16 protein-coding genes are annotated in these 19,685 nt (G+C 69.7%); 7 read left to right on the top strand and 9 right to left on the bottom strand.

Going from position 1 to position 19,685, the window contains the following annotated elements; translation table 11 throughout:
• Positions 1–39: 39 nt before the first annotated feature.
• The 3 genes from IE246_RS25305 to IE246_RS25295 are packed head-to-tail and all read right to left on the bottom strand — an operon-like array spanning position 40 to position 4,978.
• Positions 40–3,156 (bottom strand): efflux RND transporter permease subunit, encoded by a 3,117-nt coding sequence (locus IE246_RS25305; protein ID WP_189994990.1) that lies wholly within the window; start codon positions 3,154–3,156, stop codon positions 40–42.
• Positions 3,157–3,177: 21 nt separating this feature from the next.
• Positions 3,178–4,050, bottom strand: a complete 873-nt coding sequence (locus IE246_RS25300; protein ID WP_229837494.1) for a metal ABC transporter permease — start codon at positions 4,048–4,050, stop codon at positions 3,178–3,180.
• Complete coding sequence (locus IE246_RS25295; protein ID WP_189994986.1) at positions 4,037–4,978, bottom strand: metal ABC transporter substrate-binding protein; 942 nt, start codon at positions 4,976–4,978, stop codon at positions 4,037–4,039. Before IE246_RS25295 ends, IE246_RS25300 begins: the two co-directional genes overlap by 14 nt.
• A gap of 205 nt (positions 4,979–5,183) precedes the next feature.
• On the opposite strand from IE246_RS25295, the gene IE246_RS25290 reads away from it, so the two are divergent.
• Positions 5,184–5,819 carry a hypothetical protein gene (locus IE246_RS25290; RefSeq protein WP_189994984.1) on the top strand — a complete coding sequence of 212 codons (636 nt, stop codon included), beginning with the start codon at positions 5,184–5,186 and terminating at the stop codon, positions 5,817–5,819.
• A gap of 31 nt (positions 5,820–5,850) precedes the next feature.
• Here the strand turns inward: IE246_RS25290 and IE246_RS25285 are convergent, their stop codons facing one another.
• The 3 genes from IE246_RS25285 to IE246_RS25275 are packed head-to-tail and all read right to left on the bottom strand — an operon-like array spanning position 5,851 to position 7,857.
• On the bottom strand, positions 5,851–6,057 hold the full coding sequence (locus IE246_RS25285; protein WP_189994982.1) for a hypothetical protein: 207 nt from the start codon (positions 6,055–6,057) through the stop codon (positions 5,851–5,853).
• Positions 6,058–6,076: 19 nt separating this feature from the next.
• The gene (locus tag IE246_RS25280; RefSeq protein ID WP_189994980.1) at positions 6,077–6,379 is read right to left on the bottom strand and encodes a hypothetical protein; all 303 of its coding nucleotides are present in this window, start codon (positions 6,377–6,379) and stop codon (positions 6,077–6,079) included.
• 53 nt (positions 6,380–6,432) lie between these two features.
• Positions 6,433–7,857: an efflux RND transporter periplasmic adaptor subunit gene (locus IE246_RS25275; RefSeq protein WP_189994978.1), complete on the bottom strand. Its 1,425-nt coding sequence runs from the start codon at positions 7,855–7,857 to the stop codon at positions 6,433–6,435.
• 110 nt (positions 7,858–7,967) lie between these two features.
• Here IE246_RS25275 and IE246_RS25270 point away from each other — a divergent pair, with 110 nt between their 5' ends.
• Positions 7,968–8,498: a hypothetical protein gene (locus tag IE246_RS25270; RefSeq protein WP_189994976.1), complete on the top strand. Its 531-nt coding sequence runs from the start codon at positions 7,968–7,970 to the stop codon at positions 8,496–8,498.
• 5 nt (positions 8,499–8,503) lie between these two features.
• Here the strand turns inward: IE246_RS25270 and IE246_RS25265 are convergent, their stop codons facing one another.
• Entirely contained in the window at positions 8,504–9,211 is a 708-nt protein-coding gene (locus IE246_RS25265) for an aspartate/glutamate racemase family protein (RefSeq protein WP_189994974.1), read from the bottom strand.
• 184 nt (positions 9,212–9,395) lie between these two features.
• Between IE246_RS25265 and IE246_RS25260 the strand changes: the two genes are divergently transcribed.
• Positions 9,396–10,259: an MBL fold metallo-hydrolase gene (locus IE246_RS25260; protein ID WP_189994972.1), complete on the top strand. Its 864-nt coding sequence runs from the start codon at positions 9,396–9,398 to the stop codon at positions 10,257–10,259.
• Positions 10,260–10,319: 60 nt separating this feature from the next.
• Positions 10,320–12,050: a bifunctional protein tyrosine phosphatase family protein/NAD(P)/FAD-dependent oxidoreductase gene (locus IE246_RS25255; RefSeq protein ID WP_189994970.1), complete on the top strand. Its 1,731-nt coding sequence runs from the start codon at positions 10,320–10,322 to the stop codon at positions 12,048–12,050.
• A gap of 19 nt (positions 12,051–12,069) precedes the next feature.
• On the opposite strand, the gene IE246_RS25250 is transcribed toward IE246_RS25255, so the two are convergent.
• Positions 12,070–12,534 carry an RrF2 family transcriptional regulator gene (locus IE246_RS25250; protein WP_189994968.1) on the bottom strand — a complete coding sequence of 155 codons (465 nt, stop codon included), beginning with the start codon at positions 12,532–12,534 and terminating at the stop codon, positions 12,070–12,072.
• An 83-nt stretch (positions 12,535–12,617) separates the two neighbouring features.
• Positions 12,618–14,915: a DUF3604 domain-containing protein gene (locus IE246_RS25245; protein WP_189994966.1), complete on the bottom strand. Its 2,298-nt coding sequence runs from the start codon at positions 14,913–14,915 to the stop codon at positions 12,618–12,620.
• Positions 14,916–15,079: 164 nt separating this feature from the next.
• Here IE246_RS25245 and IE246_RS25240 point away from each other — a divergent pair, with 164 nt between their 5' ends.
• The 3 genes from IE246_RS25240 (at position 15,080) to IE246_RS28305 (ending at position 19,662) form a co-directional block, all read left to right on the top strand.
• On the top strand, positions 15,080–15,757 hold the full coding sequence (locus tag IE246_RS25240; RefSeq protein ID WP_189994964.1) for a lipid-binding SYLF domain-containing protein: 678 nt from the start codon (positions 15,080–15,082) through the stop codon (positions 15,755–15,757).
• 83 nt (positions 15,758–15,840) lie between these two features.
• Entirely contained in the window at positions 15,841–18,729 is a 2,889-nt protein-coding gene (locus tag IE246_RS25235) for an ATP-binding protein (protein ID WP_189994962.1), read from the top strand.
• Between the two features lie 78 nt (positions 18,730–18,807).
• Complete coding sequence (locus tag IE246_RS28305; protein ID WP_189994960.1) at positions 18,808–19,662, top strand: arsenate reductase/protein-tyrosine-phosphatase family protein; 855 nt, start codon at positions 18,808–18,810, stop codon at positions 19,660–19,662.
• Positions 19,663–19,685 lie beyond the last annotated feature (23 nt).

Raw genomic sequence — 19,685 nt, 5'->3', positions numbered from 1 at the left:
TGTTCAGTTCCAACCGACCGTCGCGGCAACCATAGCATATCAAAACGCTTCGGCTGCCCGGCGTCCGGATCCCGCCTGATCGACAAGTGCTTTCAGCGGCTCCCGGCCGTAACGCAAGAACAGCCAGGGTGTCAGCACGGCATCCAGGATCGTGGAGCTGATCAGGCCGCCGAATATTACCACCGCTACGGGAAAAAGCATTTCCTTGCCTGGCGTGAACGGATCCAGCAGCAGCGGGACCAGGCCGCCGCAGGCCGAGGCCGCGGTCATCAGCACCGGCATCAGCCGTTCGTTGGAGCCGCGCACGATCATCCGCCGCCCGAACGTCTCGCCCTCGTGCAACACGAGATTGATGTAGTGGCTGATCTTGAGGATACCGTTCCGGGTGCTGATCCCGGTGAGCGTGATGAAACCGACCATCGAGGCGACCGACAGCTCCAGCCCGGTGATCTTGATCGCCAGGAGGCTGCCGACCAGTGCCAGTGGCACGTTCGTCATGATGATCAGCGACAGCCGCACCGACCGGTAGCGCTGGTAGAGGACCGCGAAGATCAGCAGCAGCGAGATCAGCGACAGCCCCAGCAGCCGCAGGGCCGAGCGGGTCTGCTCGGCGTAGATGCCTTCGAAGGTCACGTAGTAGCCGGCCGGCACCCGGACCTGCGAGACGATGTCGCGGACCTGGGCGGCGATCTGGTTGTTGTGGGCGCCGTCGCCATTGGCCATCACCAGGATCCGGCGGCGGCCGTTCTCGCGCTTGATGTCGTTCGGACCGGCGGTCTCCTCGATGGTCGCCAGAAGACCGAGCGGAACCGGTCCCGAGGCGGTCTCGATCAGGGTCGAGGCGAGGGCCCGCGAGCCGCGATCGCGGTCGCTCAGCCGGATCACCACGTCGAAGTAGCGGACCCCGTCGACGATCTGCGACACGGTGTTGCCGTTGGTCATGTGCGCCAGCCGGCGGGTCAGCTCGCCGGGATGCAGGCCGTAGAGCTGGGCCTTGCGCGGGTCGACGCGGATCTGGATCTGCGGCACCGGCACCAGCTTCTCGACGTTCAGGTCGACCAGTCCCGGTACCGCAGAGAGCTGTCGCTTGATGTCCTGGGCGATGGTGCGCAGGACGTCGAGCTCGTCGCCGAACACCTTGATGACGATCTCCGCCGGGGCGCCGGTGAGGATGTGGTCGATCAGCCGATGCGACATCGGCTGGCCGACATTGGTGGTGCCCGGCAGCCCCGAGAGCCGGTTGCGGACCTCGCGCATGACCGTCTCCATGCGACGGTCGGCCAGGGTGACGCGGACTTCGTACTCGTTGACGTGGACGCCGAGGTTGTGCTCGTCGGATTCCGAGCGGCCGGTGCGGCGGCCGATGCTCGTGACCTCGGGGATCTGCAGCAGCAGGCGCTCGGCCATGGCGCCGATCCGGGCCGATTCCTCGAGCGAGATGCCCGGTTCCAGCGTCAGCTCGACGAGCAGGGACTTCTCGTTGAAGGGCGGCAGGAACGAGCGCGGCAGCGTCGGCACGACGGCAACCGCCAGGAACACCGCGGCGCCGGCTCCGATCAAGAGCGGCCGCGGGTTGCGGAACACCCGTTCGAGGACTGCGGTGTTGACCCGCTTCAGGGTCCGGATGAAGCGGGTATCGCCGTGGTTCAGGCGCTTCATCCCGGGCAGCAGCAGCGAGCACAGCACCGGCGTGACGGTGATCGAGATGATCAGGCTGGCGAGGATCGACACGATGTAGGCGATCCCCAACGGTGCGAACAGCCGCCCCTCGAGGCCGGGGACCGCGAACACCGGCAGGAACACCAGGATGATGATGATGGTCGAGTAGACGATGCCGGACCGGATCTCCTGGGACGCATCGGCGATCACCCGCAGGGTCGGCAGCGGGGTGGGGCGACGCCGGTTCTCCGACAGCCGTCGCGATATGTTCTCGACGTCGACCACCGCATCGTCGACCAGTTCCCCGACCGCGATGGCAAGTCCGCCGAGGGTCATGGTGTTCAGGGTCAGGCCGCTGAGCCGGAACACGATGAAGGTGGTCAGCACCGACAGCGGGATCGCCACCAGCGAGATGGCGGTCGCCCGCGCGTTGGCCATGAACAGGAACAGCACGACCGAGACCGCCACCACCGCCTCGATCATCACCAGCTGCATGGTGTCGACCGAGGCCTCGATGAAGTCGGCCTGGCGGAACACCACGTGGTCGGCCCGTATGCCGTCCGGCAGGGAGGCGCTGAGGGCCGTCAGGGCCTCCTCCAGCTTCCGGGTCAGGATCAGGGTGTCGGCGGCCGGCTGCTTCTGGATCGAGAGGATGACGGCGGACCGGCCGTTGAAGCCGGCATCGCCGCGCCGCTGCTGCGGCTGGAACTCGACCGCCGCGACGTGCCGGAGCAGGATCGGATGGCCGTCGAGGATCGTGACGGTCAGGTCGCGGAGGTCCTCCAGGTTGCGCGACCGGCCGACATTGCGGATCAGGAACTCCTGCGAACTCTGGTCGACGACGCCGCCGCCGCTGTTGGTTCCGAAGCGCGTCAACGCCTCCTCGAGGGTCTGCAGCGTGACCCCAAGGTCGTTGAGACGCAGCAGGTTCGGCGTCACCCGGTACTGCCGCACGAGGCCGCCGATCGGGACCACGCGGCTGACCCCCGGGATCGCCTGCAGGCGGGGGGCGATGACCCAGTCCGCCAGTTCGCGCATCACCATCGGATCGGCGTTCTCGCCGGTCATCGCCACCAGCAGGATCTCGCCCATGTAGGACGACACCGGCATCAGCAGCGGCGCGGTGTCCTCCGGCAGCTTCTCCTCAGCCAGCATCAGCCGCTCGGTAACCAGTTGCCGGGCCCGGTAGACGTCGACCCCCCAGTCGAACTCCACGTAGACGATCGACAGGCCGGTGCTGGAGCTGGTCCGGACCCGGGTCATGCCGGCGGCACCGCCCATCGCCGCCTCGATCGGGGTGGTGATGAGAACCTCGACTTCCTCCGGGGCGAGGCCCGGGGCTGCCGTCACCACCGTGACGATGCCCTTGTTCAGGTCCGGGAACACGTCGACGCTGAGCTCGCGCTGGGCGAACAGCCCGTAGCCGGCGACGATGACCGCCGCGAACAGAACGATCAGGCGGCTGCGGAGACTGGCGCTGACCAGGAATGCGAACATGCGATCTCCGTGTCGTGTCCGCTACTCGCCCGCGGCGGGTCCGAGCGAGGGTCCGGCCGAGGCGTCGGCGGGCGAGGCACGGGGGGCCGGGGCGTGGGGGGCCGGGGCGTCCGCCGGCAGTTCCTGTTCGCGGTGCCGTCCGGACAACGCGGCCACGATGACGGCCGAGATCACCGCGATCGGGACCAGGGTGCACACGATCGTCGCGCCGGTCGGCGTGTTGAAAAGGGCCGACGCGACGATGCCGACCAGGTATCCGGCGGCCCCGATGTTGAAGGCGACGACCGGTCTCAACCCGGCCGGGGCGCTGCGGGCGGCGAGGGCCGGCACGATCAGCGAGGCGAAGACCAGCAGCACGCCGACGATCTGGACCGACAGCGTGATCACGATCGCGAACGCCACGTAGAACACGATCCGTTCGCGCTGCAGGTCGCGGTAGAACCAGATCGCCAGGACGACGGCGTAGACCAGGCCGACGCCCAGCAGCTGCAGCGGCGTCACCCAGAGGATCTGGCCGATCAGCAGCTTCTTCAGGTACTCCGCGCCGCTCGGGTTGGCGGAGAGCATGATCAGCTGGACGGCCGCCGAGGCGACGTAGACCACGCCGATGATGGCTTCCTGCACCGCCGGAAACCGCTTGTCGGTCCACACCAGGAAGGCCGAGCAGGCGAGGGCGGCGCCCACCGCGCTCAACTGGACGATCCATTCGGAGATGTCCGGGCCCCACATCATCGTGCCGAACACCACCCCGGTCGCGGCGACCTGGGCGAGGGCGATGTCGATGAAGATGATGCCCCGGTTCAGCACGATCACGCCGAGCGGGACGTGCGTCGACAGCACAAGCAGCCCGGCCACCAGGGCCGGGCCCATCACCTGGAGGTCAAGACCGGCCACGTCCCGCCAGCCCGTCGAGCAGCCGCTCGACCGTGTCGCGGTAGAAGTCGGCATAGGTCGGCCCGGCGCCCTCGGTCCCGCCGACGGTGAACGGAACCTTCACCAGCGGGATGCCGGTTCGCTCGGTCACGTAGTTCGACGGCCGCGGGTCCTCGTAGGCCGCGTACAGGACGAACTTCACGTTCTCGCGCGGGACCAGGTCGACGATGCGGGCGAGATCGCCCGGGCCCGGCGGCACGCCGACCGCCGGCTCGAGAACGCCGGCGCTGCGGATCTTCAGCCAGCGCAGCAGGTAGACCGAGTGCTCGTGCTGGCTGACGATGTTGACCCCCTGCAGGGCCGCGGCCTTCTTCTCGAGCTCCTTGGCGACGGCGCCGATCTCGCGCACGAACGCCTTGGTGTTGGCCGAGTAGGTTGCGGCGTCGGCCTTGTCGAGCTCGATCATGCGCTTGCCGAGCTGCCCGCCGAGCGCCCGGATCCGGTACGGGTCGCCCTGGAAGTGCGGGTTGCCGCCGGGGTGCATGTGCGCATGGGCCTTGGTGGGGCCCTGGTGGTTGTGGTGGTCGTCGTCGAGGACCCTGACGAAATCCGACGCGAAGAACTGGCCCGGCTGACCCTCCGCGAGCTTCGGGTTCTGGGCCCGGTCCAGTGCCGGCTGCAGCCAGTTGTGCTCGTAGCCCCCGCCCGAGCAGACCAGCAGGTCGGCCGCCTTGAGTGAGGCGAGCAACTCGGGCGTCACGTTCACCTGGTCCGGGTTCTCCAGCGGGTTCACTGCCGTGAACACGTCCACGGCCGAGCCGCCGATCTCCTTGGCCAGCGCTCCCCAGGCCGACAGGCACGCAAAAACGTTCAGTTTGGCACTGGCCGGTTGCGGGGCGGCGGCGATCAGTATCAGTCCCGCTGCGGCTCCCAACACGAAACGCCTCATGCAGCCCGTCCTCCCCGCTCTTTCGCGTCGATCCGGCGTTGTCGTTTCCGTTGCGACGATCATGTCGACCCGGTTCGGCAAGCATACCGGGTCAGGACGAAGACGAAACCGTTGATTTGCGTCGCTTGTCTGTTTTGACACCGGGGTTTGGCGGCCATGCCGGATGCGCTAAGCTGTCGATGGACTATACGAGCGGGCGATATCGATGGGCGGATTTCTACGATTGCTGTGCCTGGCGGCGGCGCTGGCGTGGCTGCCGGGGCAGCCCGGGTGGGCGGCCGGCGACCATGGCGCCGCCAAGACCATCTCGGTCGCTCCTCGAAGCGAGGCCCGGGTCGGCACCCGGCAGTTCGTCCTGGTGTACGCGAACCGGCAGATCTTCGAGGACCGGCACCTCCAGCTGTTCGGCAACGTTCAGCGTCCCAAGTTCGATCGCCCGCGCCTCGCCCTGTTCGTCGAGGACTTCGCGACCGCCGAGCCGGTCGTCGGGGGCGAGGTCGAGGCGACCGTGAACTTCCTGCCGGAGAGCATGTCGGAAGTCGCGCCGGGGGTGTACGTGACGGAAGAGGTCGTTCTCGGCGGCGGCCGGAACGAGGTCGAAGTGGCGTTCACGGTCGCCGGCGAGACCGTCACGGTGCCGATGCTGCTGGTCGTGGCCGGCGGGGACAGCGCCGAGACCGCGGCTTCGGCGGCTGCCGTATCCGCCGTCAAGCCGGTGGCGATTCCCAGTTGGCTGTTCGTGGCGGCCGGCCTGGCGGTCTATGCCGTCGCCGCGGGCCTGTTCCTGTTGCGGCGTTCGCGCTCCGCCGGGACGGCGGCCGGCCCACAGCATCCGCACTGACAGGCGGTGCCGGAAGGGCCGGGGGCCGGTCCTATCGGGTTCCGGCCGCCGCCCAGCGGACGACCGCCGCGCCCGGCATCATGTCCACGATCGCGCTGCGCGGTTCCGGCAACGCCTCGGAAACCACGCCGGCATCGTCGTCCAGGAAGGTGTCGGACGTGATCTCGGCGGAGACCTCGACCACCAGGTCGGAGAACATCGTGGCGGCGAGCAACGCGACGACCACTAGCGGTGCCATGGGGTGCCTCCGGTTCCGGTCAGCGCATCAACGTGTAGCCCAGCAGCACGGCGGCACCGGCAGCTACGGCGCCGGATGCGCCACCGGCCAGGGCGCCGATCGCGGCGGCGCCGCCGACCAGGCCGAGCACCGTCAGGGTCTGGTAGCCGGTGGCGGTGAACACCTTGGCGCTCCGGTCCAGCCGCATGCTCTGGTCGGTTTCCCCGACCGCCGGCCGGGCGGCGAGACGGGGTGCCGCGCCGGACGCCGTGGCGGGTGTCGTGGCCGGGCGCGGCTCCGGGACGCCGGCTGTCGCCGGCGGCGCGGCGGCAACGGTCGCCATGACCATCGCCGCGGCCGCCAGGGCCGCGGTCCGGATGCCCCCCGGGCACGCCGTCATTGCACCTGACCCAGCGTCGCGACGCCGTCGGTGACGATCCGCATGGTTCCGGCGATCGGGCTGGTGACCAGGACCCAGTCGGCGTCGATCGGCTTCAGCGCGACGTGATGGGCGAGGAAGGACTCGGCGGACCGGCGCTCCCAGATCAGTTCGCGGCCGTCGCTGGTCCGGGTCACGCTGGCCCGCGGCACCCGCAGGCCGGTGGTCGCCGGCCCCTCCATCTGCACGGCAACGGTGACCGGCGTGTCGACGGTCAGGTCGCGCGGCGACCCGACGACTTCGAAGTGGATCGGAAGTGCCTGCTGGTGCAGGGCCAGCCCGCCGCCGACGAACTGCAGTTCCAGCCGGCGGCCGTCCGGCGTCAGCGCGGTGGCGCTGACGATCCGATCCTGGACCCCGGCCTCGTACGCGGAAGCGGTCACCCAGAGCCGGGTCGGGTCGACGATCTCGAAGATGGTGTGGCCGGCGTCGACGAACTGCCCGGCCGCGGCGTTCACGCGGGACACGATCCCGTCGGTCTTGGCGCGAAGCTCGATCGGCCGGTCGACGCTGGCGCGCAGAACCGCGAGTTGCCGGCGCATGCCTTCGATCTCGACCCTGATCTCCTCGATCCGGTTGGCCCGGTAGCGGATCATGACCACTTCCTCGAGCCTGGCCATGCGCTTGCGCGAGAGATCGATGTCGTTGACCAGTTCCTGGATGCGGCTCTCGATGTCGGCCTGCTCGACCGAGGTCAGGGACGGGCGGAGATAGGCGAGCAGGTCGCCGCGGCGGACCCGCTGGCCAGTATGCGGGAAGACGCCGTTGGCCAGTTCCAGGAAGCCGTCCTGCGCGCTCTGGATGAGGTGCGCGGAACTGGGGTTGGTCACGATGCGGCCGGGCATTTCGGTGGTCGCCGGGACCGCGACGTGCTGGCCGATCACGGTGCGCAGCTTGAAGACCCGCTGGGCGGCGATCGGCATGAACACGGTTCCGTCCGGACGCCGGTACGGCGTGTCGCCGATCAGCGACAGCAGCGGGTCGGCGATCTCGGTCGATGCCGGGGCCCGGGGAGCGGCGGCGCGGGCGGGCCGCTCGGCGGGCGCGGCGGTCGACAGCGAAGCCGGAATCACGCGTTCGCCCGCGGCGGCCGGCGCGTTGGTCGTGGCCGTCTCGGTCGCCGGAGACTGCTCCCTGGCAGCGGCCAGCAGGACCGGAACCGGCTGGGCCGGTTCCGACGGGGCCGGTTCCGACGGGGCGGCCTTGGCCTCAAGCGTCGGGGTTTCGGCCTCGGCGGCCAACGACTCGGGCTGCTGGTCGCTGACGCCGAGATTGTCGTCGCTCACGACATACATCGCGAAGTACTCGGACGCCGTCTCGCTCGTAAGCTTGAAGGATGCGGCGGCCAGGGTGATGGCTATCACCGTCAGAACGGTTCCCATGGCGCGTACCTCGTCCCAACGCACGGACTGTGTAGAGTGAGCATAGCGAGCACAGGGCGAGACCGCTACTATCGTGGCGATTTCGACAGCGACGGGCCCGGAGTGTGACCGTGAACCTTTGTCTTGAAGATCTGACCGCCGCCGGCCGGGCCTTGCTGCTCGGCGCCTTGGCGGTCGCGGTTCCGGCGCCGGCGTGGAGTGCGGGCGCTTCGGTTGCCGATCTCGCGGGCGTGCGCGGGGTGCGTGTCGCGATAAGCCAGACGACGCCGGATGCGATGAGTTGCGGTATCGATCTGCGCGGCCTGCTGCCGCTGGTGTCGGAGGGCCTCGCGCAGGGCGGGCTCGCGATCGACCCGTCCGCCGAGGTGACGGTCACGCTCACCGTGCTGACCGGCTACGACGGTGCGTCCGGGGTCTGTGCCAGCGCGCCGATGCTCGGGGCCTACCGGCAGGTGTCGTTCTTCGACGAGAAGGCCGGCTGGCTGCGCAGCGGCCAAGTGGTGCTCTGGCAGCGGGGGACGGCCTCGGCAACCGCGTCGGCGGACCATGCCGAAGCCGTCCGGCAGGCGGTGGCGAGCCTGTCCGAGGCGTTCCTGTCGTCGTGGCGCGACGCCAATTCGGGCGGTCAGGCGAACCGCTAGCTCCGTCACGCTGCCGGGGGGTGGTCTCCGACGGCACGCCGGAGGGCCGCCCGCGCCAGCAGCCGGGTAGAATCCAGGGTCGGCAGCGGCGAGTTGCCGTCGTTCATGATCAGCGGGATCTCGGTGCAGCCGAGCACGACGGCGTCGCAGCCATCGGCCTTCATCTGCGCGATCACCCGCCGGAAGTACCCGACCGCCTCCGGCTTGAACACGCTGTTGACCAGCTCGTCCATGATGATGCGGTCGATCGCGTCGCGGTCCTGCGGGCTCGGGCGGAGCCAGTCCAGGCCACGGGCGGCCAGCTTCTCCGGATAGACCTCGCTGTCGACCAGCCAGCGGGTGCCGGTCAGCCCCAGCCGCCCGAAGCCGCGGTCGGCGGCCGCCTCGGCGACCACCTCGGCGATGTGCAGCCACGGCAGCGGGGAGCGCGGCAGGACGAAGGTCATCGCCTGGTGGATGGTGTTGTCCGGGCAGATCAGGAAATCGGCGCCGATCCGCGCGAGCTTGTCGGCGGAGTCGAGCATCAGGTCGGCGACCCCCTGCAGGTCGCCGCGGTGCAGGCAGGCCGTGTAGTCGGCGAGCGACGGCGTGTGCATGGAGACTTCCGGATGGGCGTGGGGGCCGAGATGGCCGGCGCCCTCGACGCAGATCGTCCGGTAGCACAACGAGGCGCCCTCGGCGGAGCAGCCGACGATACCGATGTGCTGGGGCATGGGGCGGGTCCGTGGTTCGGAAGCGACGGGGAAGCCTACCGCCGACCGCCGGCCGTGTCTGCGGGCCGTGTCTGCGGGCCGTGCGCCCGGCCTGCGACGTTCTGACGCCCTGAAACATTCAGAAATTGCTATATATCGAGAAAACTTGCATAAGAAATAGATGTTTTAACGCCGGGAGTCCTCCATGAAGCCGGAAGTGACCGCGTTCTTCGACGAAGCCACCAACACCATCTCGTACGTCGTGAAGGATCCCTACAGCGCAGCCTGCGCGATCGTGGATTCCGTGCTCGACTTCGACAATGCGGCCGGCCGCACCTCGACCGGGTCGGCGGATGCGCTGATCGACTACGTGCGCTCCAGGGACCTTCGGGTCGCCTGGATCCTCGAGACCCACGTCCACGCCGACCATCTGTCGGCCGCGCCTTACCTGCAGAAGGCGCTGGGCGGCTGGATCGGCATCGGCGAGAACATCCGGATCGTGCAGAACACCTTCGGCAAGGTGTTCAACGCGGGCACCGAGTTCCAGCGCGACGGCTCGCAGTTCGACCACCTGTTCAAGGAGGGCGACGACTTCGCCATCGGCGGCCTGACCGGCCGGGTGCTGCACACCCCGGGGCACACGCCGGCGTGCCTTACATACGTGATCGGCGACGCGGCGTTCGTCGGCGACACCCTCTTCATGCCCGACTTCGGGACCGCGCGCTGCGATTTCCCGGGCGGCTCGGCCGAGACATTGTGGGAGTCGATCCACAAGATCCTGGCGCTGCCCGACGATACCCGGATCTTCGTCGGTCACGACTACAAGGCGCCGGGCCGCGACGTGTATGCCTGGGAGTCGACCGTCGGCGAGCAGAAGGCGAAGAACATCCATGTCGGCGGCGGCGCCAAGCGCGACGACTTCGTCGCCAAGCGGACCGAGCGCGACGCGACCCTGGGCATGCCGAAACTGATCATCCCGTCGATCCAGGTGAACATGCGCGCCGGCCGGATGCCCCCGGCCGAGGACAACGGCGCCGTCTACCTGAAGATCCCCGTCAACGCCCTCTGACGTCCGATCCGGCCGCGGCCGGCACCAACACGGCAAAGCCGATCCGAGGAGGAGACACCCATGGAGATCAGGCGCATCTCGCCCGAGTTCGCCGTCAGCCCGCAGATCACGGTCGAGGACGTTGGCGCCGCCGCGGCCCAGGGCTACCGCAGCATCGTCTGCAACCGTCCCGACGGCGAGAGCGACCCGCAGCCGCGGTCGGACGAGATCCGCCAGGCGGCCGAGGACCACGGGCTCGGGTTCCGGAACGTCCCGGTGGTCTCCGGACAGGTGACCGACGGCGACGTGTCCGAATTCGGCCGAGCCCTTTCGGAGCTGCCCGGTCCGGTCCTGGCCTACTGCCGGACCGGCACGCGCTCGAGCACGCTGTGGGCGCTGTCGAAGGCCCCGCGGCTGTCGGCCGACGCGATCCTGGAAGCGGTCGGCGGTGCCGGCTACGACCTGCAGGCGCTGCGCCCGCGGCTGGAGGCGGCGACCGGCAAGGTGCTGCCGCCGGCGCCGGCGGTCCGGCACGACGTGGTGATCGTCGGCGGCGGCGCCGGCGGCATCGCGACGGCGGCCAGCCTGCTGAAACGCCGTCCGGGCCTCGACATCGCGATCGTCGAGCCGCGCGACGACCACTACTACCAGCCGGGCTGGACGCTGGTCGGCGGCGGGGTGTTCGACCGCGCCGACACCATGCGTCCGATGGCGAGTGTGATGCCGAAGGGGGTGAAGTGGATCCGCACCGCGGTCTCCGGCTTCGCGCCTGAACGCAGCGAGGTGATCCTGGAGGACGGCGGCCGCATCGGCTACCGCGCCCTGGTGGTGTCCCCGGGGCTGAAGCTCGACTGGGACAAGGTCGAGGGACTGCGCGAGACCCTGGGCCGCAACGGCGTCACTTCGAACTACCTGTTCGACATGGCGCCCTACACCTGGGAGCTGGTGCGCACCTTGAAGGGCGGCAAGGCGATCTTCACGCAGCCTCCGATGCCGATCAAATGCGCCGGCGCCCCGCAGAAGGCGATGTACCTGTCGGCCGACGCGTGGTCCCGGTCCGGCCGCATCAAGGACATCGACATCGAGTTCTGCAACGCCGGCGGTGCGCTGTTCGGCGTCGCCGACTACGTCCCGGCGTTGATGGAGTACGTCGCCAGGTACAACGCCACCCTCAGCTTCGGCCACAATCTGGTGAAGGTCGACGGCGAGGCGCGCAAGGCCTGGTTCGACGTGACCAAGGACGGCAAGACCGAGCGGGTCGAGAAGGCGTTCGACATGCTGCACGTCTGCCCGCCGCAGACCGGGCACGACTTCATCCGCCGGTCGCCGCTGGCCGATGCCGCCGGCTGGGTCGAGGTCAACTCCGAGACCCTGCAGCACGCCCGCTACGGCGATATCTTCGGTCTTGGCGACGGCTGCTCGACGCCGAATGCCAAGACCGCCGCGGCGGTCCGCAAGCAGGCGCCGGTGGTGGCCGAGAACGTGCTGTCGGTGCTCGACGGCAAGGCGCCGCATGCAGTGTACGACGGCTACGGGTCGTGCCCGTTGACCGTCGAGCGCGGCCGCATCGTGCTCGCGGAGTTCGGCTACGGCGGCGTTCTGCTGCCGAGCTTCCCGACCTGGATGATCAACGGCAAGCTGCCGTCGCGTCTGGCCTGGCTGCTGAAGGAGAAGATGCTGCCCTGGATCTACTGGGACGGCATGTTCAAGGGCCGCGAGTGGCTGGCCGGGCCGCGGATCCTGCCGATGTCGCCGACCGCCCGTGAGGCGCTGGATGCCTGCGACTTCAAGGACCAGCGCAAGGCTTCCTGAGCCGCGCTGTCCGTCGACGTCAGGCGCTGGCGGCCGGCGAGTCGGCCGCCAGCGCCGCGTCGATCCGCTCCAGCAGCGGAACCCGGTTGCCGGCGATGTCGGCGATCGTGACGCCGTCCAGCACCGCGAAGAACGCCCGCACCGCCTCGTCCAGCTTGCGCGACAGGTGGCAGATGCCGATCAGCGGGCAGGTGTTGGTGTCGGGGGTGAAGCACTCGACCAGCCCGGCCGCCCCCTCGGTCAACCGCACTACCTCGCCGACCGTGATCCGATCTGCCGGGCGGGCCAGCCGGAACCCGCCGCCGCGGCCCCGTACCGTCTCGATCAGGCCGGCGCGGCCGAGTTCGTGGATCAGCTTGGTGATGTGCGCCCGGCTCAGGCCGTGGGCGCGCGCGACCTCGTCGACCCGGGTCAGCCCGGGTTCGCGCAGGGCGGCGAGCTGGAGCGAGCGCAGCGCGTAGTTGGAATAGCTGGTCAGTCGCATCGGGCCGTCCGTCGGCTGCCTTCCATACCGAAATATACATTCCGTATAGATGTTTTTACGCCGACACGCATCGCTGCGTGATGTCAGGCCTGGGTTCGGACCGCGTAGATCGGGCTGGACCAGGCATTGTAGCCGTCCTCGGTGGTGACCCGGATCCAGATCGGGTTGTCGCGCCCGGCTGCGAGATCGACCTCGAAACTGTGCCTGATGTCGAGGCTGCGGCAGCGGTCCGGCAGGCGGACGATGCGGATCTGGCGGTCCAGCCCGCCGGCGTCGACGACCACCGGCTCGATCCCGAGATCGTCGAGCCGGACCCGGGCATCGGCGTGGCCGGTCGCGACGGTCAGCTCGCCGCTGCGGCTGTCGGCCAGCCAGGCGTCGAAGCCGACGAAGTTGCCGGTGGTCAGGACATCGTACTCGACGGTCGCCGGGTCGCGCTGCTCCAGCAGCCGGTCGTGGTTCCAGGCGTTGATTCGGTCGAACCGCTCGATCCGCGCCTCGGAGAAGCGGGCCTGGCCCTTCCAGGTGGTCTGGCGGCCGCGGCCGCGATACTCGGCGCCGTGGAAGGTCACGCGGATACGGTCGCCGAGCTCCGCGGCGTCGTGGCCGGACAGGCTGGCGATCTGCTCGGCACCGTTCAGCACGTCGATCCGCAGGATCGGGGCGTGGGCCGAGACCTCGACGTGCAGCCGCAGCCGGCCGCCGGGGGTCTCGACGATGTCGCCCATGACCGCTTCGTCGGTTTCGCTGGCGGTGGCCGGGCCGAGCCTGGGGTCGCTGTCGTACACCCGGGCGCCGTCCGGGAACGTGGTGCGGAGGTCCATGAACATCCGGCAGCCGGTGGTGCCGTAGTGGTGGCGGTGGCGCAGCGCCGCGAAGATGCCGTCGCGCGACAGCCGGTCGGCCAGGAAGCAGGTGAGGCCGCCGAGCGCGCCGAACTGCGAGGCGCCGGGATAGCTGGCGCCGGGCCGCCCCTTGTGGCCGTCGCTGTTGCAAACCAGGCCGAGCCGGTACCCGCGGGCGAAGCTGTCCTTCATGATCCACTCGAAGGTGCCCCAGTCCGAGTGGACCTCGACCGCGGTGCGGAGGCGGCCGCCATCGTCGCGGCCGATATCGGCCGGCCGGCCGCCGACATGGGCGTAGACCACGCAGTCCTCGTCGCGCAGCGCGGCGAACAGCGCGGCAGTGGTGTTGGCGTCGGTCGCCAGGTCGCTGCGGTCCTCGAGCAGGGCGTGCGACGACCGGCGGATCTGCCGGCCGCTGTGGCGGAAGAACACGTTGTGGTCGCCGCCGACCGGCGTGTTGCCGGACCATTCGTAGCCGGGGAAGGCGACGAAGGCGCCGTCGCGGTTCAGCGCGTCGGTGACGGCGTTGATCCGGCCCCAGAACGCGTTGGTGACCTGGAAGTCGTTGGCCTGGTGGCTCATGGCGTCGAGGAAGGCGAGGTCGCGGCCGAACGCGAAGTACTCGTCGATGGTGTTGACCCCGACGGTCTCGCCGCTCTGGCCGTGCAGGTCGCCCCAGTAGCCGCGCAGCCCCCCGGCCCGGACCGCCAGCGGGTTGGACAGGGCGAGGAGCGTCCCGTCGGCACCCAGGACCCGGATCCGGACCGTGCCCGGCTCCGCGACCGTCAGCCCGTCGATCCGCAGCGCCCGCTCGCCGTCGGGGAAATCGACCCGCTCCGGCAGGCCGGCGACCGGGATGTCGGCTTCCAGGCGGAGCGGTCGGCCGGCCCGGTGCGAGGGGTTGCCCCACAGATCCTCGGCCTTGAGGCCGAGGGCGAAGGCCTCGCCGGGCCGGCCGTGGGTCGGCAGCACGGCCTTCCAGCGCGCCGGCGGCCCGGCGACGATCGTGATGCAGGGCCGGTCCGGCAGCGGGAAGAAGTGCCCGGTCGCACACGGGTCGGCCAGCACCCGGAACTCGTGCGCGGTCTCGCAGAAGGTCTGAAGCCGCAGCCCGGGCGAGCCGCCGGTGCGGTCGCCGAACACCACCGAGATCGTGTCGCCCGGGTGCATGGAGCCGCCGCGGACGGTGATGCGCAGCGACCGCTCCCACGGCCGCTGATGGCCGTCGGGCTCCGGCACGACCACCAGCCGGCAGCCGTTGCTGGCGCGCGCGCCGACGTAGTTCATCGCGGTCGGATCGTCGACCTGCAGCCGGCCGCCGTCGTTCGGGAAGCGCTGCACGATCTTGATGCAGCCGCTGTCGTCGAGGCCGAAGCGGCCGACCGTGTAGGTCAGGGTGACGGTCTGGAACGACCGGACCTCGAACGGCCCGCAGGGCTCGATCGTGGCCTGGCCGTACTCGCCGGCTTCGCGGCCCGGATGCACGGCCGGCCAGACGTCCCCCATTTCCGCATCGCCGATCAGGCCGTTCGTCATCGCCTCGTCCTCGCCCCGGTGCCGGTTCGGGAAGCCGGCCGTCGGGGCGATACTAGTGACGATGGCCGTCCGGCGCCTAGGCCGGAGCGCGGGCCGTCCCGTGCAACCGGGGGCGGCGGTCGCGAGTTGTGGCAGAATGGATCAAACGAAGCAGGAGTCGAGCCATGCGGGCACTGTGGGCCGTCGTCGTCGCGACATTGTTCCTGGCCGGGGCCGGACCGGCCGTGGCGCAGCAGTCGGACGGGAATCCGCAGGCGACCGTCGATGCCGCGGCGGCGACCGTGAGGGAGCTCAGTGCGGATCCGGGCTATGGCGACATCGCCGCCTATGTCCGCCGGGCCAAGGCGGTGATGGTCGTGCCGCAGTTGCTGAAGGCCGGTCTCATCGTCGGCGGCCAGGTCGGCGACGCGGTGGTGCTTGCGCGCACCCCGGACGGCGGCTGGAGTGCGCCGGCATTCTACCAGCTCGCCGGCGGCAGCATCGGGTTGCAGATCGGTGCCGAGGCCAGCCAGGTCGTCATCGCCATCATGACAGACAAGGGGCTGAACCAGCTGATGAGCGACCAGGTCAAGGTCGGCGTCGACGCCAGCATCTCGGTCGGCACGGTCGGCGGCGGCGCAGGCGCCGGCTCGGTCGGATCGCTGAAGGCCGACATGGTGTCGTTCTCGCGGTCCAAGGGGCTGTTCGGCGGCGGTGCGCTCGACGGGTCGCTGATCCGGCCGCAGCCGGAGAAGAACGCCGCCTACTACGGAGCCGGCACCGCGGTCGGGGACATCCTGATCCGGCGCAGCGCCTCGAACGCCGGCGCCGCCGGGCTGCAGGCCGCGCTGTCGGCGCGCTGAGGCCGGGGGCGTGGCGCTAAGACACTCTTAACGGCAATTCGTATAAAAGCGTCGTACTCCTTCCGCAGGCTCCGGGGTACGGCGTGGCACGAGGCATACCGGCATTGCGACCGAGCCAGCAGATCCTGGCGGCTGCGGTGCTGGGCATCTCGGTCCTGCTCGCCTCGTTCGGCTACGACCAGTGGCGCCACTATCGCGAGGAGGTGGTCGAGGCCGAGCGCAACGTGAGCAGCGCGGCCGCCGTGCTGGCGGCGCACACGGCGCGGACCTTCGACGCGGCCCAGCGGGCGTTGCGGGCCGTCGCGAGGGTGCATGAGGATGCGCTCCGCAACGGATACGCCGCCGCCACCAGCCATCGCCTGCTGAAGGCGATCCACGGCGGCTCGCCGGTGTTCCGCTCCATCGGCTGGGTCGACGCCGAGGGCAATCGCAAGGTGTCGTCGCTGTTCGCCGATCCGCCGCCGCTCAACGTCGCCGACCAGGAGCAGTTCAGGGCGCTTCGGGACCGTCCGGACGAAGGACGGGCTCTGTACGTGCCGGCCCCGGTCCGGTCGCAGATCCTCGACGCGTGGATCGTCAGCGTCTCGCTCCGGCTGGACGACCCGGACGGCGGCTTCAACGGGATCGCCGGCGGTGTCGTCGACCTCGACTACTTCGCCCGTGTGTTTCGCAGCATCGCCCTGGGCGAGCACGACGTGGTGACGCTGTTCCGGGCCGACGGCGTCATCCTGGCCCGCGAGCCTCTCGACGCGAGCCTGCTCGGGACCTCGCTGGCGGGCCGGCCCTTCATGACCGACGTCGTCCGACGGGCGCCGAACGGCGTGTTTCGAACCCTCGGGCTGTCCGACAAGGCGAAGCGCATCGTCGGCTATGCCGTCGATCCCGACAGCGGGTTCATCGTGACGGTCGCCGCCCGGAACGACGAGGTCCTGGAGCCGTTCTGGAGCGACTTCGCGCTCGCCGGGACGCGCACGGGACTGATCGTTCTCGCGATCGGCTGGGGCGCGTGGCTGCTGGTTCGCCAGACCCGTCGGCGCGAGCAGCTCGCCTCCGAACTTCGATTCAACGAGGCCCGGTTCAGGGATTTCGCCGCGTCGTCGGGCGACTGGTTCTGGGAGACCGACGCGGAGCACCGCATCGTGTGGGTATCCGACACGGTGGAGGTCGCGACGGGGGTTCCCGCGAAGTGGCACTATGGGCGGACCCGGTTGGAACTGATTGCTCCGGAGGCAATGCCGGCCGAGAGGTGGGAAGAGCATCTGGCCGATCTCGGCGAGCGCCGTTCGTTCCGTGACTTCGAGTACCTCCGGCGCGGCCCCACCGGCGATCGCTGGATCCGGATCAGCGGCGTGCCGGTGTTCGACGAGGAGGGGCGGTTCGAGGGCTATCGTGGCTCCGGACGGGACGTCACGGAACTGCGGCGGGCCGAGCAGCGGTTGCGCGACGCGGTCGAGTCGCTGCCGGCCACGTTCCTGCTGTTCGATGCCGAAGACCGCCTGATCTACACGAACGGCAATGCCGGCAGGGCCGCGCCGGAGCTGGCGGAGGTCGACCGGGTCGGGGACCGCTTCGAGACCATCCTGCGGCGCTCGCTCGAGACCGGGGCACTGCGCGATGCAGCCGCGGACCCCGAGGCCTGGTTCGAATGGCGGCTCGAGCGACACCGTGCGGCGGAGGGCAGCACTCTGGTCCGGGTCGGCGACCGCGTAGTGGACATCATCGAGCGGCCGACCAGCGAGGGCGGAATCATCGTCCTGCGGTTCGACGTCACCGACCGGGAGATGGCCCTGGCGGCGGCGGAGGCCGCGCGCGCCGCGGCCGACGAGGCGAACCGCGCCAAGTCCGAGTTCCTGTCGAGCATGAGCCACGAGCTGCGGACGCCGCTCAACGCCATCATCGGTTTCGGGCAGATCCTGCAGCTGGATCGCGAGGGGCGCCTGTCGGCCGAACAGCGGCAGTACAGCGAGCATGTCGTCCGGAGCGGCGAGCACCTGTTGAGCCTGGTGAACGAGGTGCTCGACCTGGCGGGCGTCGAGGCCGGGCGGCTGCGGCTGTCGCTCGAGCCGGTCCCGGTCGACTCCGTTCTCCGCGAGGCGATCAAGACCATGCAGCCGGTGGCCCAGAAAGCCGGGATCGATCTCGGTCTCGTCGGGTCGGTCGCAGTCCCCGACGTCCAGGCCGACGCGCAGCGGCTCCGGCAGATCCTGCTCAACCTCCTGTCGAACGCCATCAAGTACAACCGCGCGGACGGGTCGGTCACGGTCGCGGTCGAGGCGAGCGAGGACGGCTGCGTGCGGATCTCCGTGACCGACACGGGGCGCGGTATCTCGGCCGAGCAGTTGGCGCATCTGTTCGTTCCGTTCCAGCGCCTCGGCGCCGAGTTCACCCATATCGAGGGAACCGGCATCGGCCTCGCGCTCAGCAAGCGGCTGATCGAGGCGATGGAAGGCCGGATCGGGGCGTCCAGCCAGCCGGGCCGGGGCAGTACCTTCTGGATCGAGGTGCCGGTGGCGGCGTCCGCCGCCCCGCGGCCTCCGCTCGAGGCTTCGCGCGACGCATCGCCGTTGGCGGCAGCCGGCGGCTACTCGGTGCTGTACGTCGAGGACAACCCGCTCAACGTCTCCCTGATGGACTATCTCCTGGAGACCTTGCCGGCAGTGACGATGTACGCCGCCCCCTCAGGCGAGATCGGGCTTGATCTCGCCAGGGCGCAGCGTCCGGACGTGATCGTCCTCGACCTGAATCTGCCGGGAATGGGAGGCTTCGAGGTACTCGAGCGTCTCCGCCGGGATCCGGAGACCGCGGGCATCCCGGTCATCGCCCTGACGGCCTCCGCGATGCCGAGCGACGTGAAACGCGGACTGGCGGCCGGGTTCTTCAGGTATCTCGCCAAGCCGTTGAAGTTCGACGAGTTCCTCTCTTGCATCGACGATGCGCTGAGCCGGCGCAGCGCCGCCGCCGGCCCCGGCTGACGACCTGCCGCAGGGGGCGGCAGAGCGTGTCGGGATTGCTGGACGGATCGACGATTCATTGTTACATGTATTCTTGAAATGGATATCGAAGCCGCCGTCACTGCGCTGTCCGCCCTGGCCAACGAGCATCGCCTGCAGCTGTTCCGGCTGCTGATGGCGCGCGGGCCTTCGGGAATGGCGGCGGGTGCGATCGCGGAGGCCGTGGGGATCAGCCCGTCCAGCCTGACATTCCACGCCGGCGCGCTCGAGCGGGCGCGGCTGCTGCGGTCCTGGCGGGTGCATCGCAACGTGTTCTACGCGGTGGATGTCGAGGGTATGCGGCGCGTCCTGGCGTTCCTGACCGAGGAATGCTGCGACGGCCATCCGGAGCTGTGCGGTGATATGGCCGGCCCCTGGGTGCGGGACGGCGGAACGAGGGCGGCGATGAGCGACAGGGTCTACAACGTGCTGTTCCTGTGCACCGGCAATTCGGCGCGCAGCATCCTCGGTGAGGCCATCCTGAACCGGCTCGGCGACAGCCGGTTCAGGGCCCACAGTGCCGGCAGCCACCCCAAGGGCGCGGTGCATCCCTACGCCCTGGACCTGCTACGCAACCAGAACTACCCGGTCGACGGCCTGCGCTCCAAGAGCTGGGACGAGTTCGCGGCGCCCGGCGCCCCGGTGATGGATTTCGTGTTCACCGTCTGCGACGACGCTGCGGCCGAGGTCTGCCCGGCCTGGCCCGGGCAGCCGATCACCGCGCACTGGGGGGTCCCGGACCCGGCCGCTGCCGAAGGCAGCGAGGCCGAGCGGCGCTACGCCTTCGCCGACGCGTTCCGGATGCTGCACAACCGGATCTCGATCTTCGCAAATCTGCCGATCCGTTCCCTCGACCGGCTGGCGTTGCAGGAACGGGTCGACAATATCGGCAGTCAGGCCGCCGAAGCCGTCTGAGCGGCACCCGGGACAGCAGGACA

The organism is Thalassobaculum fulvum, assembly GCF_014652915.1.
Classification (GTDB): Bacteria; Pseudomonadota; Alphaproteobacteria; order Thalassobaculales; family Thalassobaculaceae; genus Thalassobaculum_A; species Thalassobaculum_A fulvum.
This window is presented reverse-complemented; position numbering and strand designations above follow the sequence as displayed.